Origin of the sequence: Citrobacter sp. RHBSTW-00671 (assembly GCF_014103415.1) — a bacterium.
Taxonomy (GTDB): domain Bacteria; phylum Pseudomonadota; class Gammaproteobacteria; order Enterobacterales; family Enterobacteriaceae; genus Citrobacter.
In genome coordinates this window covers 843,438-868,236 of the sequence record NZ_JABXPR010000001.1, presented here as the reverse complement: position 1 = coordinate 868,236, position 24,799 = coordinate 843,438, and the positions used below count along the sequence as shown (strand labels likewise).

Annotated in this window: 18 protein-coding genes; 9 read left to right on the top strand and 9 right to left on the bottom strand. The window is 53.9% G+C overall.

The window, feature by feature from the left end; translation table 11 throughout:
• Nucleotides 1-9: 9 nt before the first annotated feature.
• Genes feoB through HV261_RS04075 form a run of 4 tightly spaced genes read left to right on the top strand, consistent with a single transcriptional unit; the run spans nt 10 to nt 3,764 of the window.
• Nucleotides 10-2,328 (top strand): Fe(2+) transporter permease subunit FeoB, encoded by a 2,319-nt coding sequence (gene feoB / locus HV261_RS04090; RefSeq protein ID WP_202037555.1) that lies wholly within the window; start codon nt 10-12, stop codon nt 2,326-2,328.
• A gap of 11 nt (nt 2,329-2,339) precedes the next feature.
• Nucleotides 2,340-2,576: a [Fe-S]-dependent transcriptional repressor FeoC gene (gene feoC, locus HV261_RS04085; RefSeq protein WP_038634895.1), complete on the top strand. Its 237-nt coding sequence runs from the start codon at nt 2,340-2,342 to the stop codon at nt 2,574-2,576.
• A gap of 38 nt (nt 2,577-2,614) precedes the next feature.
• Entirely contained in the window at nt 2,615-2,824 is a 210-nt protein-coding gene (locus HV261_RS04080; protein WP_202037554.1) for a hypothetical protein, read from the top strand.
• On the top strand, nt 2,814-3,764 hold the full coding sequence (locus HV261_RS04075) for an Rpn family recombination-promoting nuclease/putative transposase (protein ID WP_202037553.1): 951 nt from the start codon (nt 2,814-2,816) through the stop codon (nt 3,762-3,764). Before HV261_RS04080 ends, HV261_RS04075 begins: the two co-directional genes overlap by 11 nt.
• Nucleotides 3,765-3,808: 44 nt before the next feature.
• On the opposite strand, the gene bioH is transcribed toward HV261_RS04075, so the two are convergent.
• Nucleotides 3,809-4,579 (bottom strand): pimeloyl-ACP methyl ester esterase BioH, encoded by a 771-nt coding sequence (gene bioH / locus HV261_RS04070; protein ID WP_202037552.1) that lies wholly within the window; start codon nt 4,577-4,579, stop codon nt 3,809-3,811.
• A 37-nt stretch (nt 4,580-4,616) separates the two neighbouring features.
• On the opposite strand from bioH, the gene gntX reads away from it, so the two are divergent.
• From gntX to gntT, 3 genes are all read left to right on the top strand, one after another.
• On the top strand, nt 4,617-5,300 hold the full coding sequence (gene gntX, locus HV261_RS04065; RefSeq protein ID WP_202037551.1) for a DNA utilization protein GntX: 684 nt from the start codon (nt 4,617-4,619) through the stop codon (nt 5,298-5,300).
• Nucleotides 5,301-5,358: 58 nt separating this feature from the next.
• On the top strand, nt 5,359-5,934 hold the full coding sequence (gene nfuA, locus HV261_RS04060) for a Fe-S biogenesis protein NfuA (RefSeq protein ID WP_005121621.1): 576 nt from the start codon (nt 5,359-5,361) through the stop codon (nt 5,932-5,934).
• 377 nt (nt 5,935-6,311) lie between these two features.
• Nucleotides 6,312-7,628, top strand: a complete 1,317-nt coding sequence (gene gntT / locus HV261_RS04055; protein WP_003023507.1) for a gluconate transporter — start codon at nt 6,312-6,314, stop codon at nt 7,626-7,628.
• A 123-nt stretch (nt 7,629-7,751) separates the two neighbouring features.
• Here the strand turns inward: gntT and malQ are convergent, their stop codons facing one another.
• The gene (malQ, locus tag HV261_RS04050; RefSeq protein ID WP_202037550.1) at nt 7,752-9,839 is read right to left on the bottom strand and encodes a 4-alpha-glucanotransferase; all 2,088 of its coding nucleotides are present in this window, start codon (nt 9,837-9,839) and stop codon (nt 7,752-7,754) included.
• A 9-nt stretch (nt 9,840-9,848) separates the two neighbouring features.
• On the bottom strand, nt 9,849-12,242 hold the full coding sequence (gene malP / locus HV261_RS04045) for a maltodextrin phosphorylase (RefSeq protein ID WP_202037549.1): 2,394 nt from the start codon (nt 12,240-12,242) through the stop codon (nt 9,849-9,851).
• A 629-nt stretch (nt 12,243-12,871) separates the two neighbouring features.
• Here malP and malT point away from each other — a divergent pair.
• Nucleotides 12,872-15,577 carry an HTH-type transcriptional regulator MalT gene (gene malT, locus HV261_RS04040; RefSeq protein WP_202037548.1) on the top strand — a complete coding sequence of 902 codons (2,706 nt, stop codon included), beginning with the start codon at nt 12,872-12,874 and terminating at the stop codon, nt 15,575-15,577.
• Nucleotides 15,578-15,618: 41 nt separating this feature from the next.
• Here the strand turns inward: malT and HV261_RS04035 are convergent, their stop codons facing one another.
• The 3 genes from HV261_RS04035 to glpE all read right to left on the bottom strand — a co-directional run bounded on the left by HV261_RS04035 (nt 15,619) and on the right by glpE (nt 17,719).
• A complete protein-coding gene (locus HV261_RS04035; protein WP_003023499.1) occupies nt 15,619-16,377 on the bottom strand; it encodes a DeoR/GlpR family transcriptional regulator in 759 nt (252 codons plus the stop codon).
• A gap of 15 nt (nt 16,378-16,392) precedes the next feature.
• Nucleotides 16,393-17,223, bottom strand: coding sequence for a rhomboid family intramembrane serine protease GlpG (gene glpG, locus HV261_RS04030; protein WP_202037547.1), 831 nt, complete (start codon nt 17,221-17,223; stop codon nt 16,393-16,395).
• A gap of 169 nt (nt 17,224-17,392) precedes the next feature.
• Nucleotides 17,393-17,719: a thiosulfate sulfurtransferase GlpE gene (gene glpE / locus HV261_RS04025; RefSeq protein WP_005121614.1), complete on the bottom strand. Its 327-nt coding sequence runs from the start codon at nt 17,717-17,719 to the stop codon at nt 17,393-17,395.
• Nucleotides 17,720-17,921: 202 nt separating this feature from the next.
• Here glpE and glpD point away from each other — a divergent pair, with 202 nt between their 5' ends.
• Complete coding sequence (gene glpD / locus HV261_RS04020; RefSeq protein WP_202037546.1) at nt 17,922-19,430, top strand: glycerol-3-phosphate dehydrogenase; 1,509 nt, start codon at nt 17,922-17,924, stop codon at nt 19,428-19,430.
• Nucleotides 19,431-19,603: 173 nt separating this feature from the next.
• On the opposite strand, the gene glgP is transcribed toward glpD, so the two are convergent.
• Genes glgP through glgC form a run of 3 tightly spaced genes read right to left on the bottom strand, consistent with a single transcriptional unit; the run spans nt 19,604 to nt 24,799 of the window.
• Complete coding sequence (glgP, locus tag HV261_RS04015) at nt 19,604-22,051, bottom strand: glycogen phosphorylase (RefSeq protein ID WP_137381951.1); 2,448 nt, start codon at nt 22,049-22,051, stop codon at nt 19,604-19,606.
• 19 nt (nt 22,052-22,070) lie between these two features.
• Nucleotides 22,071-23,504, bottom strand: coding sequence for a glycogen synthase GlgA (glgA, locus tag HV261_RS04010; RefSeq protein WP_202037545.1), 1,434 nt, complete (start codon nt 23,502-23,504; stop codon nt 22,071-22,073).
• Complete coding sequence (gene glgC / locus HV261_RS04005) at nt 23,504-24,799, bottom strand: glucose-1-phosphate adenylyltransferase (RefSeq protein WP_202037544.1); 1,296 nt, start codon at nt 24,797-24,799, stop codon at nt 23,504-23,506. Before glgC ends, glgA begins: the two co-directional genes overlap by 1 nt.

The following is a 24,799-nucleotide window of genomic DNA, read 5'->3' as shown; positions in this document are numbered from 1 at the left end:
TCTATAAAAATGAAAAAACTAACCATTGGTTTAATTGGTAATCCTAATTCCGGCAAGACAACCTTATTCAACCAGCTCACCGGTGCACGCCAGCGTGTGGGTAACTGGGCTGGTGTGACCGTCGAGCGTAAAGAAGGTCATTTCGCGACCACAGACCATCAGGTCACGCTGGTCGATTTACCCGGCACCTATTCTTTGACGACCATCTCATCGCAGACCTCTCTCGATGAGCAGATTGCCTGCCACTACATTTTAAGCGGTGATGCGGATCTCTTGATCAACGTGGTCGATGCGTCAAACCTTGAGCGCAACCTCTACCTGACGTTGCAACTGCTTGAGCTGGGCATCCCCTGCATCGTCGCGCTGAACATGCTGGATATTGCTGAGAAGCAGCAAATCCGTATCGATATCGACGCCCTTTCTGCCCGTCTTGGCTGCCCGGTGGTGCCACTGGTTTCCACCCGTGCGCGTGGTATTGAAGCGCTGAAGCTGGCGATTGATCGCTACAAGGAAAACGACACCGTCGAGCTGGTGCATTATGCCCAACCGCTGCTGCGTGAAGCCGACGCTCTGGCAGACGCGATGGCCAAAGAGATGCCGCTGCAACAGCGTCGCTGGCTCGGCCTGCAGATGCTGGAAGGCGATATTTACAGCCGCGCTTACGCCGGTGATGCCGCGCAAAACCTGGATGCTGCCGTTGCTCGTCTGAGCGAAACGATGGACGATCCGGCGCTGCATATTGCCGATGCCCGTTACCAGTGCATTGCCGCTATCTGCGATACCGTCAGCAACACCCTGACCGCAGAACCCAGCCGCTTCACCACCGCGGTTGACAAAATCATCCTCAACCGCTTCCTCGGGTTGCCGATTTTCCTGTTCGTGATGTACCTGATGTTCCTGCTCGCCATCAACATTGGTGGCGCACTGCAGCCGCTGTTTGACGTCGGCTCCGTGGCGCTCTTTATCCATGGTATTCAGTGGATTGGCTACACCCTGCACTTCCCGGACTGGCTGACCATCTTCCTCGCACAGGGTCTTGGCGGCGGGATTAACACCGTCCTGCCGCTGGTACCGCAAATCGGCATGATGTATCTGTTCCTCTCGTTCCTCGAAGACTCCGGCTATATGGCGCGTGCTGCGTTTGTGATGGACCGTTTGATGCAGGCGCTGGGATTACCAGGTAAATCGTTTGTCCCGCTAATTGTCGGCTTCGGCTGTAACGTACCGTCAGTAATGGGCGCACGTACGCTGGACGCCCCGCGTGAGCGTCTGATGACCATTATGATGGCGCCGTTTATGTCCTGCGGCGCACGCCTGGCGATTTTCGCCGTCTTTGCCGCGGCTTTCTTTGGTCAGAACGGCGCACTGGCGGTCTTCTCGCTGTACGTACTGGGTATCGTTATGGCGGTACTGACCGGCCTGATGCTCAAGCACACCATCATGCGCGGCGAAGCCACGCCGTTCGTGATGGAGCTGCCGGTGTACCACGTACCGCACATTAAGAGTCTGATCATTCAGACCTGGCAGCGTCTGAAAGGCTTTGTCCTGCGTGCCGGTAAAGTCATTATCATCGTCAGCATTTTCCTCAGCGCATTCAACAGCTTCTCGCTGAGCGGGAAAATCGTCGACAACATTAACGATTCTGCTCTGGCCTCCGTCAGCCGCGTCATTACCCCAGTCTTCAAGCCGATTGGCGTTCACGAAGATAACTGGCAGGCAACCGTCGGTCTGTTCACCGGTGCGATGGCAAAAGAAGTGGTTGTTGGGACACTTAACACGCTCTATACCGCAGAAAATATTCAGGAAGAAGAGTTCAATCCGGCAGATTTCCACCTCGGTGACGAGCTGCTCGGTGCGGTGGATGAAACCTGGCAAAGCCTGAAAGACACCTTCAGTTTGAGCGTGCTGGCCAACCCTATCGAAGCCAGTAAAGGTGACGGTGAGATGGCAACTGGCGCGATGGGCGTGATGGGCGAGAAATTCGGCAGCGCTGCTGCGGCATACAGCTACCTGATTTTCGTGCTGCTGTATGTACCGTGCATTTCTGTGATGGGCGCCATCGCACGTGAGTCCAGCCGCGGCTGGATGAGCTTCTCGATTCTGTGGGGTCTGAACATTGCCTACTCTCTGTCGACGTTGTTTTATCAGACGGTCAGCTACAAAGAGCACCCGACCTACAGTCTGGTGTGCATTTTAGCGGCCATCTTGTTTAACATCGTGTTGCTGGGCCTGCTGCGTCGTGCCCGTAGTCGGGTGGATCTCGCGCTGCTGGCGACCAACAGGACGGCGAGTTCTTGCTGTTCCAGCACCACTGGCGATTGCCACTAAGGTTATAGACGATGGCATCGCTTATTCAGGTTCGTGATTTACTGGCTCTGCGGGGGCGCATGGAGGCGAAGCAAATTAGCCACACGCTGCATACCCCACAGCCAATGATTGACGCCATGCTGAATCAGTTAGAAAAGATGGGCAAAGCGGTGCGGATTCAGGAGGATGCCGATGGGTGTCTGTCCGGAAGCTGCAAAAGCTGCCCGGAAGGCAAAGCCTGCCTGCGCGAGTGGTGGGCTTTACGCTAGTTCGATGCCGGATGGCGCGACGCTTATCCGGCCTACAAATGATGCAAACGTCCAGGCCGGATAAAGCGTTTACGCTGATATCCGGCTTTTTGCGTAATGGATTCCACGAAGAGATCTCTGTTTCAGCAAAACAGATCTATCTTTCAGCCTACCGCGCACCATTATTAATTCGTGGATGCTTACTGGCGACCAGGAAAGTAGAGTCTCGTCATCTTGTTTCTCAGGTGACGGATCGCCATGAATACTGACACTTCTACTACGCCACATGACGCGATTTTCAAAACGTTCTTAAACCACCCAGCGACCGCACGTGACTTTCTTCAGCTCCATCTTCCAGCCTCTTTGCAAAAACTGTGCGATCTGAAAACGCTACAACTGGAATCGGGCAGCTTTATTGAGGACGATTTGCGCGCATACTACTCTGATGTGCTGTGGTCGTTAAAAACATGCGAAGGCGATGGCTATATTTACACCATCATTGAGCATCAGAGTACCGCCGATGCCCATATGGCGTTTCGGCTAATGCGTTATGCCATTGCGGTAATGCATCGTCATTTGGCTGCAGGCCACAAGAAACTCCCGCTGGTGATACCTATGCTTTTTTATCATGGCTCAGCAAGCCCATACCCCTACTCACTTTGTTGGCTGGACGAGTTTGATGACCCAAAATCCGCCAGACAACTTTATAGCACCGCGTTTTCACTGATCGATATCACCGTCGTGCCCGATGACGAGATCATGCAGCATCGCCGGATGGCGCTGCTGGAACTTATCCAAAAACATATTCGTAAACGCGATTTGATGGGGCTGGTAGAAAAACTGGCCATCCTGCTTGTTAAAGGACACGCTAATGACAACCAGTTGAAAGCCTTGTTTAATTATTTAATGCAGGCCGGGAACACCACACATTTTGGCGAATTTCTTCATGAAGTCGCCGAACGTTTACCCCAACATAAGGAAAAGTTGATGACTATCGCCGAAAGATTACGTCAGGAAGGGCACCTTAATGGTCTTCAGGAAGGTCATAGAAAAGGGTTACAAGAGGGGTTACAAACAGGTCTGCAACAAGGTAAACGAGAGGAAGCTTTACGTATTGCATCAACCATGCAGGCTGATGGTATAGACCCGCTGACCATCTTCAGAATTACCGGTCTGACCGCTGAGGATCTGGCTACGCGTAGCCATTAATCTCAGGCCCGGCAAGCGTGGCTGTGCCGGGCAACGCAACGGATTTATAACCGCTGTTTTAACGCCACCAGCGCTGCGCAGAACTCGGCAGGATGTGAGATAAACGGCGCATGAGCGGCTTTCGCAAACACCAGTGACTCACTCTGCGGCCACAGAGCATCCAGCATTGGCACCACTTTACGCGGGACCAGGCCATCAAGATAACCGTATAAACGCAGGAACGGCAGGTTCAACGCACACAACGGTTCACGCAGATCGACCGTTTTCAGGATCTCCAGCCCGCCATTGAGCACCTCGACATCCGGCATGGGGAGCGCCAGTACCGTTTTTTTCAACGCCCGAGCATCCTGACGCGCGGTTTCCGTGCCCATCGTCTGCAATGCCAGAAAACGCTCTACCGTTTTCTGGAAGTCTGCGCTTAGCTGCTGCTGGAAGCCAGCCAGTACCTCCGGTTTAATGCCCGGCCACGTTTCGTGCGCGCTAAAGCAGGGAGAAGAGGCAACGGTCACCAGCGCCTGAACGCGCTCAGGATGGGTCAATGCGACCTGGCTCGCCACCAGACCGCCCAGACTCCAGCCGAGCCAGACGGCTTTCCCCGGAGCCTGTCTTAATACCCGTTCGGTCATCTCTTCCAGCGACATCGCGCCAAAACCCTGACTACGGCCAAATCCCGGTAAGTCGACAAGATGCAGCGTAAAATGCGAGCTCAGTTCCTCGCTTATGCAATTCCACACCTCTGCATTCAGTCCCCATCCGTGCAGCAGCACAAGATGGCAATTTCCCGAACCCTGGGTCTGCCACCAGATGTCATTCATCAGTTACTGTTCTCTTTTAGCTAACAAGGATGTCTCTATGCTAACAGTACCCGGATTATGCTGGCTATGCCGAATGCCGCTGAGGTTGGGGCACTGGGGGATTTGCTCTGTGTGCACACAAGCTATACGCCAGCATGACAGCCTGTGCCCGCAGTGCGGGCTACCGGCCATTCACACCTCGGTTCCCTGTGGTCGTTGCCTACAAAAACCACCGCCGTGGCAGCGCCTGGTTTCAGTCAGCGATTATATTCCGCCAGTAAGCGGGCTTATCCACCAGCTTAAATTTTCACGACACAGCGAAATAGCCCCTGCGCTGTCACGTCTGCTGTTACTGGAGGTATTGCAGGCCCGTCGCGTCAGCGGTCTTCCTCTGCCAGACAGGCTCATCAGCGTACCGCTCTGGCAACGTCGTCATTGGCGCAGGGGATTCAATCAAAGCGACTTGCTATGCCGTCCTTTAGCACGCTGGCTAGGCTGTGACTGGAACAGCCTGGCCATAACACGGGTGCGGGCGACCGCCACACAACACCATCTCAGCGCCCGGTTACGCAAACGTAACCTGAAAAACGCCTTTCGCCTTGAATTGCCGGTGCAGGGACTCCATATGGTTATTGTGGATGATGTCGTCACTACCGGAAGTACCGTCGCGGAAATCGCGCAGCTGCTTTTACGCAACGGCGCGGCGACTGTCCAGGTATGGTGCCTGTGTCGAACCTTGTAGAGCCTCGATGATGGGCGTATTATAACCAAGTAAAATAGTCAACTATTAGGCCATTACTATGATCCATATTTCCGATGCTGCACAAGCGCACTTTGCCAAACTGTTGGCAAATCAGGAAGAAGGGACACAAATCCGCGTATTTGTGATCAATCCCGGCACGCCTAACGCTGAATGTGGCGTTTCTTATTGTCCGCCGGACGCCGTGGAAGCAACCGACACCGCCATTAAATTTGACCTGCTGACCGCATATGTTGATGAACTGAGCGCACCGTATCTGGAAGATGCAGAAATCGATTTCGTCACTGACCAATTAGGTTCTCAGCTGACCCTGAAAGCACCGAACGCAAAAATGCGCAAAGTTGCCGATGATGCGCCGCTGATGGAACGCGTGGAGTACATGCTGCAATCGCAGATCAACCCACAGCTGGCTGGCCACGGTGGTCGTGTCTCTCTGATGGAAATTACCGATGAAGGCTTCGCCATTCTGCAGTTTGGCGGCGGCTGTAACGGCTGTTCAATGGTCGACGTTACGCTGAAAGAAGGTATCGAGAAACAGCTATTGGCTGAATTCCCCGAACTGAAAGGCGTTCGTGATTTAACCGAACACCAGCGTGGCGAGCACTCTTACTACTAGCCCCGAACCTGTAGAATGCCCGTAGGCCCGATAAGACGTATCAGCGTCGCCATCGGGCATTGATGCCGGATGGCAGCGTAAACGCGTTATCCGGCCTACAACCCTGCATTTCTCCGCCTGTTTCCTGCAACAATCCCCCTATAATTTGACCTGCCTCTCATAATTTAAATTTTGCCTGCTCAGGTGATTTTCAATCACTGCATGTTACCCGTATCATTATTGTGCGCACCAGGAACACTCATAACAGCCAGCTAAACTACGTAGTTTTGAAGGCAATCAGCATTGGTGCCGTAATAACTCTGTTCCCGGTCGGGACAAGCAGAATTTGTCATCTAAACACTGACGTTACCCATAACAAAGTAAAGGCCAGGTAAATCATGCCATTAGTCATCGTTGCTATCGGTGTAATCTTGTTACTCCTCCTGATGATCCGTTTCAAAATGAACGGTTTCATCGCTCTCGTCCTGGTGGCGCTTGCTGTCGGATTGATGCAAGGGATGCCACTGGATAAAGTCATTGGTTCTATTAAAGCCGGTGTCGGCGGAACCCTTGGCAGCCTCGCCCTGATTATGGGTTTTGGCGCCATGCTGGGCAAAATGTTGGCGGACTGCGGCGGTGCGCAGCGCATTGCGACCACGCTGATTGCTAAATTCGGCAAAAAACACATTCAATGGGCGGTGGTCTTAACCGGCTTCACCGTTGGTTTTGCCCTGTTCTACGAAGTCGGCTTCGTGCTGATGCTGCCGCTGGTATTCACCATCGCTGCTGCTGCGAATATTCCGCTGCTGTACGTGGGTGTGCCGATGGCCGCTGCGCTGTCCGTAACTCACGGCTTCCTGCCGCCGCACCCGGGCCCGACCGCTATCGCGACCATTTTCCACGCCGATATGGGTAAAACCCTGCTGTTTGGTACGATTCTGGCAATCCCGACCGTCATTCTCGCAGGTCCGGTCTACGCACGTTTCCTGAAAGGCATCGATAAGCCGATCCCGGAAGGCCTGTACAGCGCGAAAACCTTCACTGAAGAAGAAATGCCAGGCTTTGGCGTCAGCGTCTGGACCTCTCTGGTACCGGTCATTCTGATGGCCATGCGCGCCGTCGCAGAGATGATCCTGCCAAAAGGCCATGCTTTCCTGACGGTTGCAGAATTCCTCGGCGACCCGGTCATGGCGACGCTTATCGCGGTGCTGATTGCGATGTTCACGTTTGGTCTGAACCGTGGACGCTCAATGGATCAGATAAACGATACGCTGGTGTCCTCAATCAAAATCATCGCGATGATGCTGTTGATCATCGGTGGTGGCGGTGCCTTCAAACAGGTCCTGGTGGATAGCGGCGTCGACAAATATATCGCTTCAATGATGCACGGCTCTAACGTTTCTCCGCTGCTGATGGCATGGTCTATTGCTGCGGTACTGCGTATCGCACTGGGTTCTGCAACCGTTGCAGCAATTACTGCTGGCGGGATTGTGGCGCCGCTGATTGCGACCACCGGCGTAAGCCCGGAGCTGATGGTTATTGCAGTGGGTTCCGGTTCCGTCATTTTCTCCCACGTGAACGATCCTGGCTTCTGGCTGTTCAAGGAGTACTTCAACCTGACCATCGGTGAAACCATCAAGTCATGGTCAATGCTGGAAACCATTATCTCCGTCTGCGGTCTGGTAGGGTGTCTGCTGCTGGGTATGGTGGTTTAATCGAGACGGCTGGTAGGCCGGATAAGGCAAAGCCGGCATCCGGCAGCCTGATGGCGCTACGCTTATCAGGCCTACGTACTACGAGCTATCACCATAAAAAAGCCGGGGAAATCCCCGGCATTTTTACTTCTTCTTCGCGGCTGCTTTTCGGCGCTTATCCAAATCCTTAATCAGCTTGTTCACGCCCTCATCGGCAAACATCTGCTCCAGCGTGGCGGTGAGTTTACGTCGCCAGTTTTTGTACTGATCGCTGGTGCCCGGAATATTGACCGGTTCCGCCATATCCAACCAGTCTTCCGGCTGTAGACCCAGGAGTGCACTGTTGCTGTCGGCGATATAACGCTGCATCCCGCGATTGAGGATCGGCGTCATCGACATCAGCGATGCCTTATGCCCGGCACGTTTTGGCAGACAACCGTACTTGTGCAGCGCATCCAGCAACCCCTGCTTGGCCAGTTCCCGGTCCTGATACAACCCTCGCAGCACAACTTCATCCGGATACAGCCCCAGCGCTTTACCCAACGTCAGGTCGCCGCTGTCCCAATAGCCTTTAAGCGTAGGAAGGTCATGCGTCGCCGCGACTGCCATTGATTGTTCCGGGTACGCTTTTGGCGCGCGGAAATTCTTCTCATGGTCGTTCTCAAAATAAAGTACTTTGTAGGAATAGACACCGCTATCACGCAGCTTGCTGACAATCTCTACCGGCACAGTACCCAGATCTTCACCAATCACCATACAGTGATGGCGTTGACTTTCCAGCGCCAGAATGGAGAGCAGGTCATCAACCGGATAATGGACGTAGGCGCCGTGATCGGCAGTCTCTCCGTAGGGGATCCACCACAGGCGCAGCATCGACATCACATGATCGATGCGTAACGCGCCGCAGTTCTGCATATTGGCACGCAGCAGTTCGATAAACGGTTCGTAGGCCCGTGCCGTGATGATGTGCGGATCCATCGGCGGCAGCCCCCAGTTTTGCCCAAGCGGCCCAAGAATATCCGGCGGTGCGCCAACGGAGGCTTTCAGACAATACAATTCACGGTCACACCAGGTCTCTGACCCACCTTCTGCCACACCAACCGCCAGATCGCGATACAACCCAATCGGCATGGCAAAGCCCTGACTGGTTTCCCAGCAATCCGCAAATTGGGTATACGCCAGCCACTGCAGCCACAGGTAGAAATCCACCTCATCACGATGCTCTGCGCAGAACTGTTTGACCTCCGGCGAATCTACCGACTGGAAAGCTTCCGGCCATACCGGCCATCCCCAGCGCAACGCATCCTCTTTCACCTGATGCGCATGCAGCGCATCAAAGGCTGCCTGCCAGTACAGGCTGTCGCCTTCCTGAGTCACAAACTGGCGAAATGCTGCCATCTGCTCATCGTCACGGGCGGAGAAACCTTTCCACGCCATGCGCAGCGCGGTCATCTTCAGTGCGGTAACGGCAGAATAATCAACCCATTCGGCATCCCGCGCACGTTGCAGGGTTTGCTGCGTTGTGGGCTTCCGCCACCAGCTTTGCGCCTCTTTGCTCAGCTGAAAATCTTCCACTGCGTTGACGTCGATATAAATGACGTTCAACCAACGGCGCGAAGACGGGCTATACGGGCTGGCGCTCTCCGGGTTCGCCGGATACAACGCATGAATCGGATTAAGACCGATAAACGCCCCACCGCGTTTCGCCACGTCCACCAGCATGGTACGGAGATCGCCAAAGTCGCCAATCCCCCAGTTTTTCTCTGAACGCAGGGTGTAGAGCTGAACGCACGCGCCCCACAGCTTTTGCCCCTCCAGCAGCGCCTGCGGTTCATAACAGCGTTTTGGCGCCACAATGACGCGACAGTGGGTGCGCAGTTCGCCCTGCGTCAATGTCAGCGTGTGATAGCCCTCCGGCAGTTTCGTCGGAAGGTGAAAAGATTTGCCGCCGGTGGCATGCCCTTTGTGCTGTACACCATCTTCAGTGGTCAGCAGCCAGCTAAACTCCCCGCTACCTTCAACCGCCAGCGGCATTTTCTTACCCGCGGTATACACCATGACATTGGGCACTGGCGTCACCGCCACCTGCGTGGCGGCGGTGGTGCGATGCATGGCGTCAAGCAAACGCCGCTTGGTTTCGGCGCCAATAGACTGCGGTTTACCGTGAGCGTTAATGTAATTGGGGCTGATCCCCGCCGCCAGCGCGGCATTATCCAGACGTTTGCTTTCCATCGCGATTCCTTAGCGTTTCGCCTGCCAGATACGAGCCTGATAATCGCGGATTGAGCGGTCTGAACTGAACATGCCGCAGCGCGCGGTATTCAGGATCGCCGCCCGTGTCCAGGCGTCCTGGTCACGATACAACACGTCAACCTGCTTCTGCGCTTCAACGTAGGCTGCAAAGTCTGCCATCACCAGATACGGGTCACCGCCCTGCTTGCCGATACTGTGCAGCATCTGGTCAAAAGCATGCTTGTCGCCGTCGCTGTATTTCCCGCTTTCAAGTTCCTTCAGAATCGCATCCAGCACTTTATCTTTCTTACGCCATTTCACCGGATCATAGCCTTTCGCTTTCAGCGCCTTCACCTCTTCCACCGTGTGGCCAAAGATAAAGATATTCTCATCGCCCACCTTCTCAGCGATTTCGACGTTAGCGCCATCCAGCGTACCCACTGTTAACGCGCCGTTCAGCGCCAGTTTCATGTTACCGGTGCCGGAGGCCTCTTTGCCCGCAGTCGAGATCTGCTCGGAGATATCCGCCGCCGGGATCAGCATTTCCGCCGCCGAGACGCAGTAATCCGGCAGGAACACAACCTTCAACTTATCGCCAACTTTCGGGTCGTTATTGATGGTTTCCGCTACCTTGTTAATGGCGAAAATGATGTTCTTCGCCAGGTAGTAACCCGGTGCCGCTTTTGCGCCAAACAGGAATACGCGCGGTACACGATCCGCCTGCGGGTTTTCACGGATTTCTTTGTACAATGCCAGAATGTGCAGCAGGTTCAGGTGCTGGCGTTTGTACTCATGCAGGCGCTTGATCTGAATATCAAAGATAGCGTTAGTCGTTATCTCGATACCGGTACGCGCTTTAATAAACTTCACCAGTCGCGCTTTGTTCGCCAGCTTGATGTCGCGGTACTGCTGACGGAATTTCGCATCGTCGGCGTATTTTTCCAGGTTAATCAGTTGGTCTAAATCGTTGGCCCACTCTTTTTTCAGCGACTTATCCAGCAGCGCGGCCAGCGCTGGGTTGCACTGCTTAATCCAACGACGCGGGGTAATCCCGTTAGTCACGTTATGGAATTTGTTCGGCCACAGCTGGTGGTATTCCGGGAACAGATCTTTCACCACCAGATCAGAGTGCAGCGCCGCCACACCATTAACCGCAAAGCCGCTGACTACGCACATATTCGCCATGCGTACTTGTTTATTGTGCACCACCGCCAGTTTCGCCCAGACTTCGGCATCGCCTGGCCAGGTTTTATCGACCAGTTTCTTGAAGCGGTCATTAATCTCTTTGATGATTTGCATATGACGCGGCAGCAGCGCTTTCACCAGCTTCTCATCCCAGCACTCAAGCGCTTCGGGCATCAGAGTATGGTTGGTGTAAGCGAAGGTCTTGCTGGTAATCGCCCACGCATCGTCCCAGCTCATCTGGTGCTCATCAATCAGCACGCGCAGCAGTTCAGGGATCGCAATAGTCGGGTGGGTGTCGTTCAGTTGAATAACTTCGTAGTCGGCCAGTTCGTGCAGCTTACGTCCCGCCAGATGATGACGGCGCAGAATGTCTGCCACGGAGCAGGCACACTGGAAGTACTGCTGCATCAGGCGCAGCTTTTTACCTGCCGTATGGTTATCGTTCGGGTACAACACTTTCGTCAGTTTTTCGGCGTCGATCCCCTGCTGTTCCGCACGCAGGAAATCACCGTCATTAAATTTGGTCAGGTTAAACGGGTGCGCATGAGTGGCCTGCCACAGGCGGAGCGGTTGTGCCACGCCGTTGCGGTAGCCCAGTACTGGCAGGTCCCAGGCCTGACCGGTGATGGTGAATCCCGGCTCCCAGTGACCCTCTTTGGTAACTTTACCGCCAATGCCGACTTGCACATCCAGTGCTTCATTGTGGCGGAACCACGGGTAGCTGCCGCGATGCCAGTCATCCGGCGCTTCCATCTGTTGACCATCAGCAAATGACTGACGGAACAAACCGTACTGATAGTTGAGGCCGTAACCCGTCGCCGACTGGCCAACCGTTGCCATCGAGTCGAGGAAACACGCGGCCAGACGACCCAGCCCTCCGTTCCCCAACGCCGGATCGGTTTCTTCTTCCAGTAAGTCGGTCAGGTTGATGTCGTGTGCTTTCAGCTCGTCGCTCACCGCCTGATACCAGCCCAGGTTGAGCAAGTTGTTCCCCGTCAGACGTCCAATCAAAAACTCCATCGAGATGTAGTTAACGTGACGCTGATTTTTTGCCGGTTTCACCGCAGGCTGGGCGCTGAGTAACTCAGCCAATGCCCCACTCACGGCCTGCCACCACTGGCGCGACGTCATTTCGTGAGCCGACGATAAACCGAAGCGCTGCCACTGACGTGTCAGGGCAGCCTGAAATTGATCTTTGTTGAAAGTAGGCTGTGACATAGGGATTCCAGGTCCTTAGGTAATAAACAACGTTATCGCTAGTTTGCCAGGCTCGTTGTTGACCTTCCTCATCCTGGCAGGGATTAGGCAGGGAGGAGGAGCGGGGATGAGCGTTAAAATGTGATCGCCGCCACTTTAAGAGGGGGTGTTATGGCCGATAAATACGCAGGTTATCCGCATACCCTCTGAAATGCATCGCGGTTTTCGCATTAATCAAAAGAGATTATCCAGACAATATCAAACAGGAAGATGACATTTAGAAAAAATATGTAAACGGAGAAATAGTTTCTAACCTGAAATACACATTCTGCTTGATATATTTCACATGAAAGTTTTAAGTCGAGCACAAAATTCATCGACTTTTATTCATCGTTACAGTAACCACATAAAAAAAGAGGAGTTATTCCACCCCGTAAAAATAACGCTGGAACCAGTCACCATGCCTGTTGCGACTCTTTAAAACAATTATTGCAATAGATGTATAGATTTGTGACATAGTGCAAAATCAGACACACAAAAAGCCCGCTTAGCTTGCAATAAATCCCGTTCTGACCGACCTTATATCTATTAATTACGAAGCGCAAAAAAAATCATTTTTCCCTATTTTCACACAGTGAAGTGACTAACTTATGTTGATTCCGTCTAAATTAAGTCGTCCGGTTCGACTCGACCATACGGTGGTTCGTGAGCGCCTGCTGGCTAAACTTTCCGGCGCGAACAATTTCAGGCTTGCCCTGATAACAAGTCCTGCTGGTTATGGAAAAACAACGCTTGTTTCACAATGGGCGGCGGGGAAGAACGAATTAGGCTGGTACTCCCTGGATGAAGGCGATAACCAGCAAGAGCGCTTCGCCAGCTATTTGATTGCGGCAATCCAACAGGCGACCGGCGGGCACTGCACCACCAGCGAAGCCATGGTGCAAAAACGCCAGTATGCCAGCCTGACTTCACTGTTTGCCCAGTTGTTCATTGAACTGGCGGAGTGGCATCGTCCACTCTATCTGGTCGTGGATGATTATCATCTGATCTCCAATCCAGCCATCCACGAAGCGATGCGTTTTTTCCTGCGCCATCAGCCGGAGAATCTGACGTTAGTCGTGCTGTCGCGTAATCTACCGCAACTGGGCATTGCCAACCTGCGCGTACGCGATCAACTGCTGGAAATCGGCAGCCAGCAGCTGGCCTTTAACCACCAGGAAGCCAAACAATTTTTTGACCGCCGCCTGTCCTCCCCGATTGAGGCTGCGGAAAGTAGCCGCATGTGCGATGACGTTGCAGGCTGGGCCACAGCGTTACAGCTGATCGCCCTATCTGCCCGTCAGAACAACCATTCCGCCCACCAGTCGGCACGACGTCTGGCCGGTATCAACGCCAGCCATTTATCCGATTATCTGGTCGATGAAGTCCTGGACAGCGTCGATATCGGAACCCGTCATTTCCTGCTAAAAAGCGCCATCCTGCGCTCGATGAACGATGCGTTGATTGTTCGGGTCACGGGCGAAGAAAACGGCCAAATGCGGCTGGAGGAAATTGAGCGCCAGGGATTATTCCTGCAGCGGATGGATGATGTCGGCGAATGGTTTAGCTATCACCCGCTATTTGGCAGCTTTTTACGCCAGCGTTGCCAGTGGGAGTTAGCTACCGAACTTCCCGAAATACACCGCGCCGCCGCTGAAAGCTGGATGGCGCAAGGTTTTCCGACCGAAGCCATCCACCACGCGCTGGCGGCAGGTGACGCCCATATGCTGCGCGACATTCTGCTGAACCATGCGTGGGGACTGTTTAACCACAGCGAACTGGCATTACTTGAAGAGTCATTGAAAGCTCTGCCGTGGGAAAGCCTGCTGGAAAATCCACGCCTGGTGCTGCTACAGGCCTGGCTGATGCAAAGCCAACACCGCTACAGCGAAGTTAACACCCTGCTGGCTCGCGCAGAGCAGGAAATGAAAGGCGATATGGAACAGACGCTACATGCCGAATTTAACGCTTTGCGTGCGCAGGTAGCGATTAACGACGGCAACCCGGACGAGGCAGAGCGTCTGGCAAAACTGGCGCTGGATGAATTACCGATTGCCTGGTTTTATAGTCGTATCGTTGCCACGTCAGTGCACGGTGAAGTCCTGCACTGTAAAGGCGATCTCACGCGTTCTCTGGCGTTGATGCAGCAAACAGAGCAAATGGCGCGTCATCATGACGTCTGGCATTACGCGCTGTGGAGTCTGATCCAACAAAGCGAAATTTTATTTGCCCAGGGCTTTTTACAGGCTGCCTGGGAGACGCAGGAAAAAGCGTTCCAGCTGATTAAAGAGCAGCATCTGGAACAGCTGCCGATGCACGAATTTCTGGTGCGCATCCGCGCGCAACTCCTGTGGGCATGGGCGCGTCTGGATGAATCAGAAGCCTCTGCCCGTAGCGGCATTGAACTGCTTGCAACCTTCCAGCCGCAGCAACAGCTTCAGTGCCTGGCGCTGCTGGTTCAGTGTTCGCTGGCGCGGGGCGATCTGGATAACGCTCGCAGCCTGCTTAACCGTCTGGAAAACCTGCTGGGCAACGGCCACTATCACAGCGACTGGATCTCCAACGCCGATAAAGTGCGCGTCATTTACTGGCAAATGGTCGGTGACAAAAACTCCGCCGCCAACTGGCTGCGCCACACGCCGAAACCAGAATTCGCTAATAACCACTTCCTGCAAAGCCAGTGGCGTAACATCGCCCGCGCGCAGATCCTGCTGGGTGAGTTTGAACCGGCAGAGATTGTGCTGGAAGAACTAAACGAAAATGCGCGCAACCTGCGCCTGATGAGCGATCTTAACCGTAACCTGCTGCTGCTTAACCAGTTGTACTGGCAGGCGGGGCGTAAAAATGACGCACAGCGGGTGTTGCTCGACGCCCTGCAACTGGCGAACCGCACCGGGTTCATCAGCCACTTTGTGATCGAAGGCGAGGCCATGGCGCAGCAGTTACGCCAGCTGATTCAGCTCAACACATTACCGGAACTTGAGCAGCATCGTGCGCAGCGTATTTTGCGCGAGATTAACCAGCATCACCGCCACAAATTCGCCCACTTTGATGAAGGGTTCGTTGAACGCCTGCTCACCCACCCGGACGTCCCGGAGCTGATCCGTACCAGCCCGCTGACCCAGCGTGAATGGCAGGTTCTCGGTCTGATTTATTCTGGCTACAGCAACGAGCAGATTGCCGGTGAGCTGGCTGTTGCCGCGACGACCATTAAGACGCATATCCGCAACTTGTACCAAAAGCTTGGCGTGGCGCACCGCCAGGATGCGGTGCAACATGCGCAGAAGCTGCTGAAAATGATGGGGTATGGCGTTTAGTTAACGCCTGATGCGCTACGCGTATCAGGCCTGGAATTCGCTTAACACAGCTCTAACTGGATATGATGGTCAGCAATGACCTGCATCACGCCAGCAGGCGGCAGCGTGTCGGTATATACCGCATCGACCATGCTGATACTGCCCATGTTCACCATCGCATTACGACCAAACTTCGAATGATCCACCACCAGCATCACATGACGTGAATTCTCAATAATGGCGCGTTTGGTGCGAACTTCGTGATAATCAAACTCCAGCAGCGAACCATCGCTGTCGATACCGCTTATCCCTAAGATGCCAAAGTCCAGACGGAACTGTGAAATAAAGTCGAGGGTCGCTTCGCCCATAATCCCACCATCGCGGCTTCGCAGTTCGCCACCGGCCAGAATAATGCGGAAGTCCTCTTTTGCCATCAGCGTATTCGCCACATTGAGGTTGTTGGTCACAATGCGCAGGTTGCTGTGATTAAGCAGCGCATGAGCGACCGCTTCCGGCGTGGTGCCAATGTCGATAAACAGCGTGGAGCCGTTCGGGATCTGCGTGGCAACTTTACGGGCAATACGCTCTTTTTCCGCCGTCTGTGTCGCCTTACGGTCATGCCACGGGGTATTCACAGAGCTGGACGGCAACGCTGCGCCGCCATGATGGCGCAGAATCATGTTCTGATCGGCCAGATCGTTGAGATCCCGGCGAATCGTTTGTGGGCTGACGGAGAAATGCTCCACCAGCTCTTCGGTGCTGACATATCCCTGTTTTTTTACCAGCTCGATGATCGCGTCATGTCGTTGTGTTTGCTTCATTATTGTTCCCTGAAATTACGTTCGTTTTCGCACATGAATAGTATCGGCAAACGCCATTGCCAGACCGACGGCCAACCCGGCGATATGCGCGCCGTTCGCCATCGACATGCCGAACAAATCAAACCAGCCGGCAACAATCCACATCAACGCAAAGATAATCAAACCACGCTGCAGGAAAATGCCGCTTTGCGGATCGCGCTCGCCGCGCAACCACACGTAGCCCATCAGGGCGTACACTACGCCGGAAAGTCCACCGAACCACGGGCCGCTAAATTTTTGCTGCACATAGCCGCTCAACAGCGCGCTAATCACGGTAATGACGATCAGTTTTCCGCTGCCGAGTCGTTTTTCCACCGCGCCGCCGAGATACCACCACCACAGCAGGTTGAAGAGAATGTGCATCAGTGAGAAGTGCATAAACGCGTGGGTGAAATAACGCCAGAATTCAAATTTCAGCGTAGGATCAAACGGCCATGCCAGCCAGAGCATCACCGCCTGATCGCCCAGCACGTTCATCGCGATAAACACCAGCACACACGCGGCCATCACCGCCCAGGTCACCGGACCCGCACGTTCGCGCAACGTGGCAAGAAACGGATAGCGTTGATAGCGCAAACCGCTGTCGGTCTGCCCCGACTGCCAGCTTGCCGCCAGATAACGCGGATCGCCCGGATTCTCCAGAAAACGCGCCAGTTCAGCCCGTACGCGCTCGGCCTGGGACTCATCCGCCAGCCAGACATCCGTTTGCTGATGTTGTTGAATCGTCAGGATAACGCCCTGTGTCGCCATGTAATCAACAAACGCCTGCGCCACGCGGGGGTTAGCAAAAGAGGTAATCATCAACATTGTTGCTGTCGCTTCATCCACACAAAAGAGGACAGTATATATACCCTTCTTACTTCAAGCTGCATCTTTGTTGGCTTTCCTCGCTCACTCCGGTCACGTACTGTTCGTACGCTCCCGGAGATTCGCTGCGTCGCCGTCGCGATGCAACTCGAATTAATTTGGGTATAGCTTACGAACCAAACGTCACTTCTGCCGGAAAATGTCGATGCCAGGCGTCAAAGCCGCCGTCGACGCTGTAAACCGCATCATAACCTTGCTGAAGCAGATACTGCGCCGCACCTTTACTGCTGTTGCCGTGGTAGCACATCACCATCACGGCAGTATCGAAATCGTGGTCACGCATAAACGTCCCCAGCGTGTCGTTCGTCAGATGAAACGCCTGGGGCGCGTGACCCATCGCATAACTTTGCGGATCGCGAATATCCACCAGCACCGCCATTCCGTGCAGTAGTTTCTGATGGGCTTCTTCGACATTGATACATTCAAACTGATCCATGGTGTTCTCTTTTTAAGTTCTACTTATGTTCTGGCAGGTAACCAATATTACCCTCCAGTGTACGTTGCCTGAGCAGGTAAACGCCATAATGTTATATGTATCACTGTAAATTGTTTATCCGATGTTACCAATGGCGCGATTCTTTGCTATTATGCTCGATAACGAACATTAATGAGCTATAACGAAAGTGCGAGAGGCCAGCATGGAAACCAAAGATCTGATTGTGATAGGTGGAGGCATCAACGGTGCCGGTATCGCGGCAGATGCCGCTGGACGCGGTTTATCCGTGCTGATGCTGGAAGCGCAGGATTTAGCCTGTGCGACCTCCTCCGCCAGTTCCAAACTCATCCACGGTGGCCTGCGCTACCTGGAACACTACGAATTCCGTCTGGTTAGCGAAGCGCTGGCCGAACGTGAAGTGCTGTTGAAAATGGCACCGCATATCGCTTTCCCAATGCGCTTTCGCCTGCCTCATCGCCCGCACCTGCGTCCGGCATGGATGATCCGTATTGGTCTGTTTATGTACGATCATCTGGGCAAACGCACCAGTTTGCCGGGTTCGACCGGTTTGCGTTTTGGCGCGGATTCCGTAATGAAACCCGAGATTGTGCGCGGTTTCGAATATTCTGACTGCTGGGTAGACGATGCACGTCTGGTTTTGGCAAACGCCCAAATGGTGGTGCGTAAAGGTGGGGAAGTATTAACCCGTACCCGCGCCACCTCCGCTCGTCGTGAAAACGGTCTGTGGGTTGTTGAAGCTGAAGATATCGATACCGGTAAAAAACACACCTGGCAGGCGCGCGGTCTGGTCAACGCCACCGGCCCGTGGGTAAAAGAGTTCTTCGACGACGGCATGCATCTGCCATCACCATACGGTATCCGCCTGATTAAAGGCAGCCACATTGTGGTGCCGCGCGTGCATACCCAGAAGCAGGCTTACATCCTGCAAAACGAAGATAAACGTATTGTATTTGTTATCCCATGGATGGATGAGTTCTCGATTATCGGGACGACCGACGTGGAGTACAAAGGCGATCCCAAAGCGGTGAAAATTGATGAAAGCGAAATCAATTACCTGCTGAAAGTCTACAACGCGCACTTTAAGAAACAGCTGGGCCGTGACGATATCGTCTGGACCTATTCAGGTGTGCGTCCGCTGTGCGATGACGAATCAGACTCACCACAGGCTATCACCCGTGATTACACGTTGGATATCCATGATGAAAACGGCAAAGCGCCGCTACTGTCCGTCTTCGGCGGCAAGCTGACGACCTACCGTAAGCTGGCTGAACACGCGATGGAAAAACTGTCGTCTTACTATCAGGGCATTGGGCCAGCATGGACCAAAGAGTGCATCCTGCCAGGCGGCGATATTGGTGGCGACCGTGAGGATTACGCGGCAAAACTGCGCCGTCGCTATCCGTTCCTGACCGAGTCGCTGGCGCGCCATTATTCACGTACCTATGGCAGCAACACGGAATGGATCATCGGCGAAGCAATTTCGGTTGCCGAGTTGGGTGAAGATTTTGGCCATGAATTCTATGAAGCCGAGCTGAAGTACCTGGTTGAGCACGAGTGGGTTCGCCGTGCAGAAGATGCATTGTGGCGTCGTACGAAAGAAGGGATGTGGCTGAATGCCGAACAGCAGTCCCGCATGACACAGTGGCTGGCAGAGTACGTTGAGAAACACCAGCTGTCTCTGGCCTCCTGATAAAAATGCCGGATGGCAGCTAACGCCTTATCCGGCCTACAAGAGTAGATAAACGTAGGCCGGGCAAACGAAGCGCCCCCGGGCATTTTGCCGGATAGCGGCTAACGCCTTATCCGGCCTACAAGAGTAGATAAACGTAGGCCGGGCAAGCGAAGCGCCCCCGGCATCGAGTGTTACAACCGCACCGAATCAATATGCCAGATGTTCTCGGCGTATTCTTTGATCGTCCTGTCCGATGAGAAGTAGCCCATATTGGCGATATTTATCATCGACTTGGTAGTCCACTCTTCCGGATGGCGATACAGTTCGTCAACTTTGTCCTGGCAATCAACGTAGCTGCGATAGTCCGCCAGCACCTGATAGTGGTCACCAAAGTTGATCAGTGAGTCCACCAGGTCACGGTAGCGTCCCGGCTCCTCGGGGCTGAATACGCCACTGCCAATTTGCGTCAGCACCTGGTGCAGCTCTTCATCTTTCTCGTAATACTCACGCGGCTTGTAGCCCTGACTACGCAGCGCCTCGACCTCTTCCGCCGTATTCCCGAAGATAAAGATATTTTCTGCGCCCACATGCTCCAGCATCTCAACGTTAGCGCCGTCCAGCGTTCCGATGGTCAGCGCACCGTTGAGAGCAAATTTCATATTACTGGTCCCGGAGGCTTCGGTCCCGGCCAGTGAGATTTGCTCAGACAGGTCGGCGGCAGGAATAATCACCTGCGCCAGGCTGACGCTGTAGTTAGGAATAAACACCACCTTCAGCTTATCGCCAATTTGCGGATCGTTGTTGATCACCTTCGCGACGTCGTTGATCAGGTGAATGATGTGCTTCGCCATGTAATAGGCCGAAGCCGCTTTACCGGCAAAAATATTCACACGCGGCACCCACTCAGCATCAGGATCGGCCTTAATGCGGTTGTAGCGGGTAATCACATGCAGCACGTTCATCAACTGACGCTTGTACTCGTGAATACGCTTGATCTGCACATCAAACAGCGATTTCGGATTCACCACCACATTCAACTGCTGCGCGATGAGCGTCGCCAGGCGTTTTTTGTTCTCCAGCTTTGCATGACGCACCGCCTGGTTCACCAGCGGGTAATCGCAGTGCTGCTCAAGCTCGCTGAGCTGACTGAGATCGGTGCGCCAGGTACGGCCAATGTTCTCATCCAGCACATTGGAAAGCGCCGGGTTCGCCAGCGCCAGCCAACGACGCGGCGTCACGCCGTTGGTAACGTTGCAAAAACGGGTTGGGAAGATTTTGGCAAAATCAGCAAACAGCGACTGCACCATCAGGTTAGAGTGCAACTCCGACACGCCGTTAACCTTGTGGCTCACTACGACGGCCAGCCACGCCATACGCACGCGACGGCCGTTCGACTCATCAATGATCGAAGTGCGCCCCAACAGACCCGTATCGTTCGGATACTGCTCCTGCAGGGTTTTCAGGAAGTAATCGTTAATCTCAAAGATGATTTGCAGGTGGCGCGGCAGAATTTTACCCAACATATCCACCGGCCAGGTTTCCAGCGCCTCGCTCATTAGCGTGTGGTTGGTATACGAGAAGACCTGACAGCACACCTCAAAGGCATCGTCCCAGCTAAACTTGTGCTCATCAATCAGCAGGCGCATCAGCTCTGGAATCGACAGCACCGGATGGGTGTCGTTGAGGTGAATGGCGATTTTATCCGCCAGGTTGTCGTAGGTTTTGTGCAGCTGGTAATGACGACTCAAAATGTCCTGCACCGTGGCGGAGACCAGGAAATACTCCTGGCGTAAACGCAGCTCGCGTCCCGAATAGGTGGAGTCATCCGGATACAGCACGCGGGAAACGTTCTCGGAGTGGTTTTTATCTTCCACCGCCGCAAAGTAGTCGCCCTGATTGAATTTACCGAGGTTGATTTCGCTACTGGCCTGCGCATTCCACAGACGCAGCGTGTTGGTGGCGTCGGTGTCGTAACCCGGGATAATCTGGTCATACGCCACCGCGAGGATCTCTTCAGTCTCAATCCAGCGCGTTTTCTTGCCTTCCTGCTGAATACGCCCACCAAAACGCACTTTGTAGCGTGTATTGTGGCGTTTAAATTCCCACGGGTTACCGTATTCCAGCCAGTAGTCCGGCGACTCTTTCTGTCGGCCATCGACAATGTTCTGTTTGAACATCCCGTAGTCATAGCGAATACCGTAACCGCGCCCCGGCAGGCCCAGCGTGGCCAGCGAGTCAAGGAAGCAGGCCGCCAGACGACCAAGGCCACCGTTACCAAGACCAGGATCGTTCTCTTCGTCGATCAGATCTTCAAGATCCAGTCCCATGCCTTCCAGCGCATTTTTGACATCATCATAAATACCCAATGATAACAGTGCATTGGAAAGCGTGCGGCCAATCAGGAACTCCATAGACAGGTAATAGACCTGGCGGGTTTCCTGGGATAATTGCGCACGATTAGAACGCAGCCAGCGCTCCACGAGACGATCGCGCACCGCGAACAATGTGGCGTTCAGCCACTCATGTTTATTGGCAATGACCGGGTCTTTACCAATCGTGAACATCAGCTTGTAGGCAATAGAATGCTTAAGTGCCTCTACGCTGAGTGTGGGCGATGCATAAGTAAATGGAGCATTCATATAGGTGATTCCTGGATATCTATTTCAAGCGATAGTAAAGCTCACGGTAAGACTTCGCCGCGACTTGCCAGCTAAAATCCATGGTCATGGCCTGACGTTGTACGAACCGCCAAAGCGAAGGCCGGGACCACAATACGAAAGCACGCCGGATCGCCCGTAGCAGCGACCAGGCATTACTATCTTCAAATACAAACCCACTGGCGATACCGTCCGCCAGGTTCTCCAGCGAACTATCAGACACCGTATCAGCCAGCCCACCGGTACGCCGCACCAGCGGCAACGTACCGTACTTCAGTCCATACAATTGCGTTAATCCGCACGGCTCAAAACGGCTGGGCACCAATATCACATCGGCCCCGCCCATGATGCGGTGCGAGAAGGCCTCGTGATAACCAATCTGCACGCCAACCTGGCCTGGATGTTCCGCAGCCGCAGCTAAGAACCCTTCCTGCAATACCGGATCGCCCGCGCCGAGCAACGCCAGTTGTCCACCCTGCTCTAACAACCCAGGCAGCGCTTCCAGCACCAGATCCAACCCTTTTTGACTGGTCAGACGGCTCACAACAGCAAAAAGCGGCACTTTATCGTTAACCTTAAGTCCCATCGCAATCTGTAGTTGCCGTTTGTTCTCGGCCTTGTCTTCCAGCGAGTCACGGGTATACCGCGATGCCAATAACAGATCGGTTTCCGGACTCCAGATTTTTTCATCAACACCGTTCAGCACGCCGGAAAGACGCCCCTCACGATGACGCTGCTGCAACAACCCTTCCATGCCGTAGGCAAACTGCGGCTCGGTAATTTCCCGCGCGTAGGTCGGACTGACCGCCGTAATATGGTCGGCGTAGTACAGACCGGCCTTCAGGAATGAAATCTGCCCGTTAAACTCCAGTCCGTGCACGTTAAAGAACGACCATGGCAATTGGATGTCATCCATATGCTTTGCATAAAACATGCCTTGATACGCCAGGTTGTGTACGGTGAACACCGATTTCGCCGGATGGCCGCGCGCCGCCAGATACGCCGGCGCCAGGCCAGCATGCCAGTCATGCGCATGCACCACATCCGGGCGCCAGAATGGATCAAGGCCGCAGGCCATTTCGCATCCGACCCAGCCGAGCAGCGCAAAACGTTGTACGTTATCGGAGTAAGCAAACAGGTTCGTATCGTGATACGGGCTCCCGGGACGGTCATAGAGGTGCGGCGCATCAATCAGGTAAATACCGACGCCGTTGTAATGGCCGAACAACAGCGTTATCCGTCCGGCGAAGGTATCGCGACGCGTCACGACCTGCGCATCAGGAATGCCGCGACGAATATCAGGAAACGCCGGAAGCAACACGCGGGCATCCACGCCGTCCGCAATTTGTGCCGCAGGTAACGCCCCGATAACATCCGCCAGTCCCCCGGTTTTTAACAGGGGGAACATCTCTGAACAAACGTGTAAAACCTGCATTATCGCTCCTGTTTGATTTGCAGTTTGCGTAGCATTTCACGCGTGACCAGCACAATGCCTTCCTCTGAGCGGTAGAAGCGACGAGCATCTTCTTCCGCATTTTCGCCAATCACCATGCCCTCAGGAATGATGCAGGCGCGATCGATAATGCAACGACGTAAGCGGCACGAACGTCCCACCCACACTTCAGGTAACAACACTGCCGAATCAATGTTACAGAAAGAATTCACTCGCACTCGCGGGAACAGTACGGACTGCACCACCACCGAACCGGAAATAATACAGCCACCGGAAACCAGCGAGTTCAGCGTCATTCCGTGGCTACCGGAACGGTCCTGCACGAATTTCGCTGGCGGCAGTGATTCCATATGCGTACGGATTGGCCAGTTCTGGTCGTACATGTCCAGTTCAGGCGTCACCGAGGCCAGATCGAGGTTCGCCTTCCAGTAGGCTTCCAGCGTTCCCACGTCACGCCAGTACGGCTCGGATTCCGGATCAGACTGCACGCAGGACAACGGGAAGGGATGTGCATACGCCATGCCAGCTTCGGTGATTTTCGGGATAATGTCTTTACCGAAATCGTGACTGGAGTTTTCATCGAGGTCATCTTCCGCCAGCAATTCATACAGATAATCGGCGTTGAAAACGTAGATCCCCATACTGGCGAGAGATTTAGTAGGGTCACCTGGCATAGCAGGAGGATTCGCGGGTTTTTCAACGAACTCGATAATTTTATCGGTGTCGTCCACGTCCATCACGCCAAACGCACTGGCTTCTTCGATAGGCACTGGCATACAGGCGACGGTGCAACGTGCGCCTTTCTCAACGTGGTCGATCAGCATGCGCGAGTAGTCTTGCTTATAAATATGATCGCCTGCGAGGATCACCACATATTCCGCTTTGTAGCGTCGAATGATGTCAAGGTTTTGGGTCACCGCATCCGCCGTGCCGCGATACCAATTTTCACCCTGCATCCTTTGCTGGGCGGGCAGCAAATCGACAAACTCGTTCATCTCTTCGCTAAAGAATGACCAGCCGCGCTGAATATGCTGTACCAGGGTATGTGACTGGTACTGCGTGATCACGCCAATACGGCGGATTCCGGAGTTAATGCAGTTGGATAAGGCAAAATCAATAATGCGGAATTTACCGCCAAAGTGCACGGCAGGCTTGGCACGTTTGTTGGTTAAATCTTTCAGGCGGGTACCACGGCCACCGGCCAGGATCAGGGCAACAGATTTTAATGGCAGCTGGCGCGCCAACATTACACGATCGTTCTTCTCTAAACTCACCAT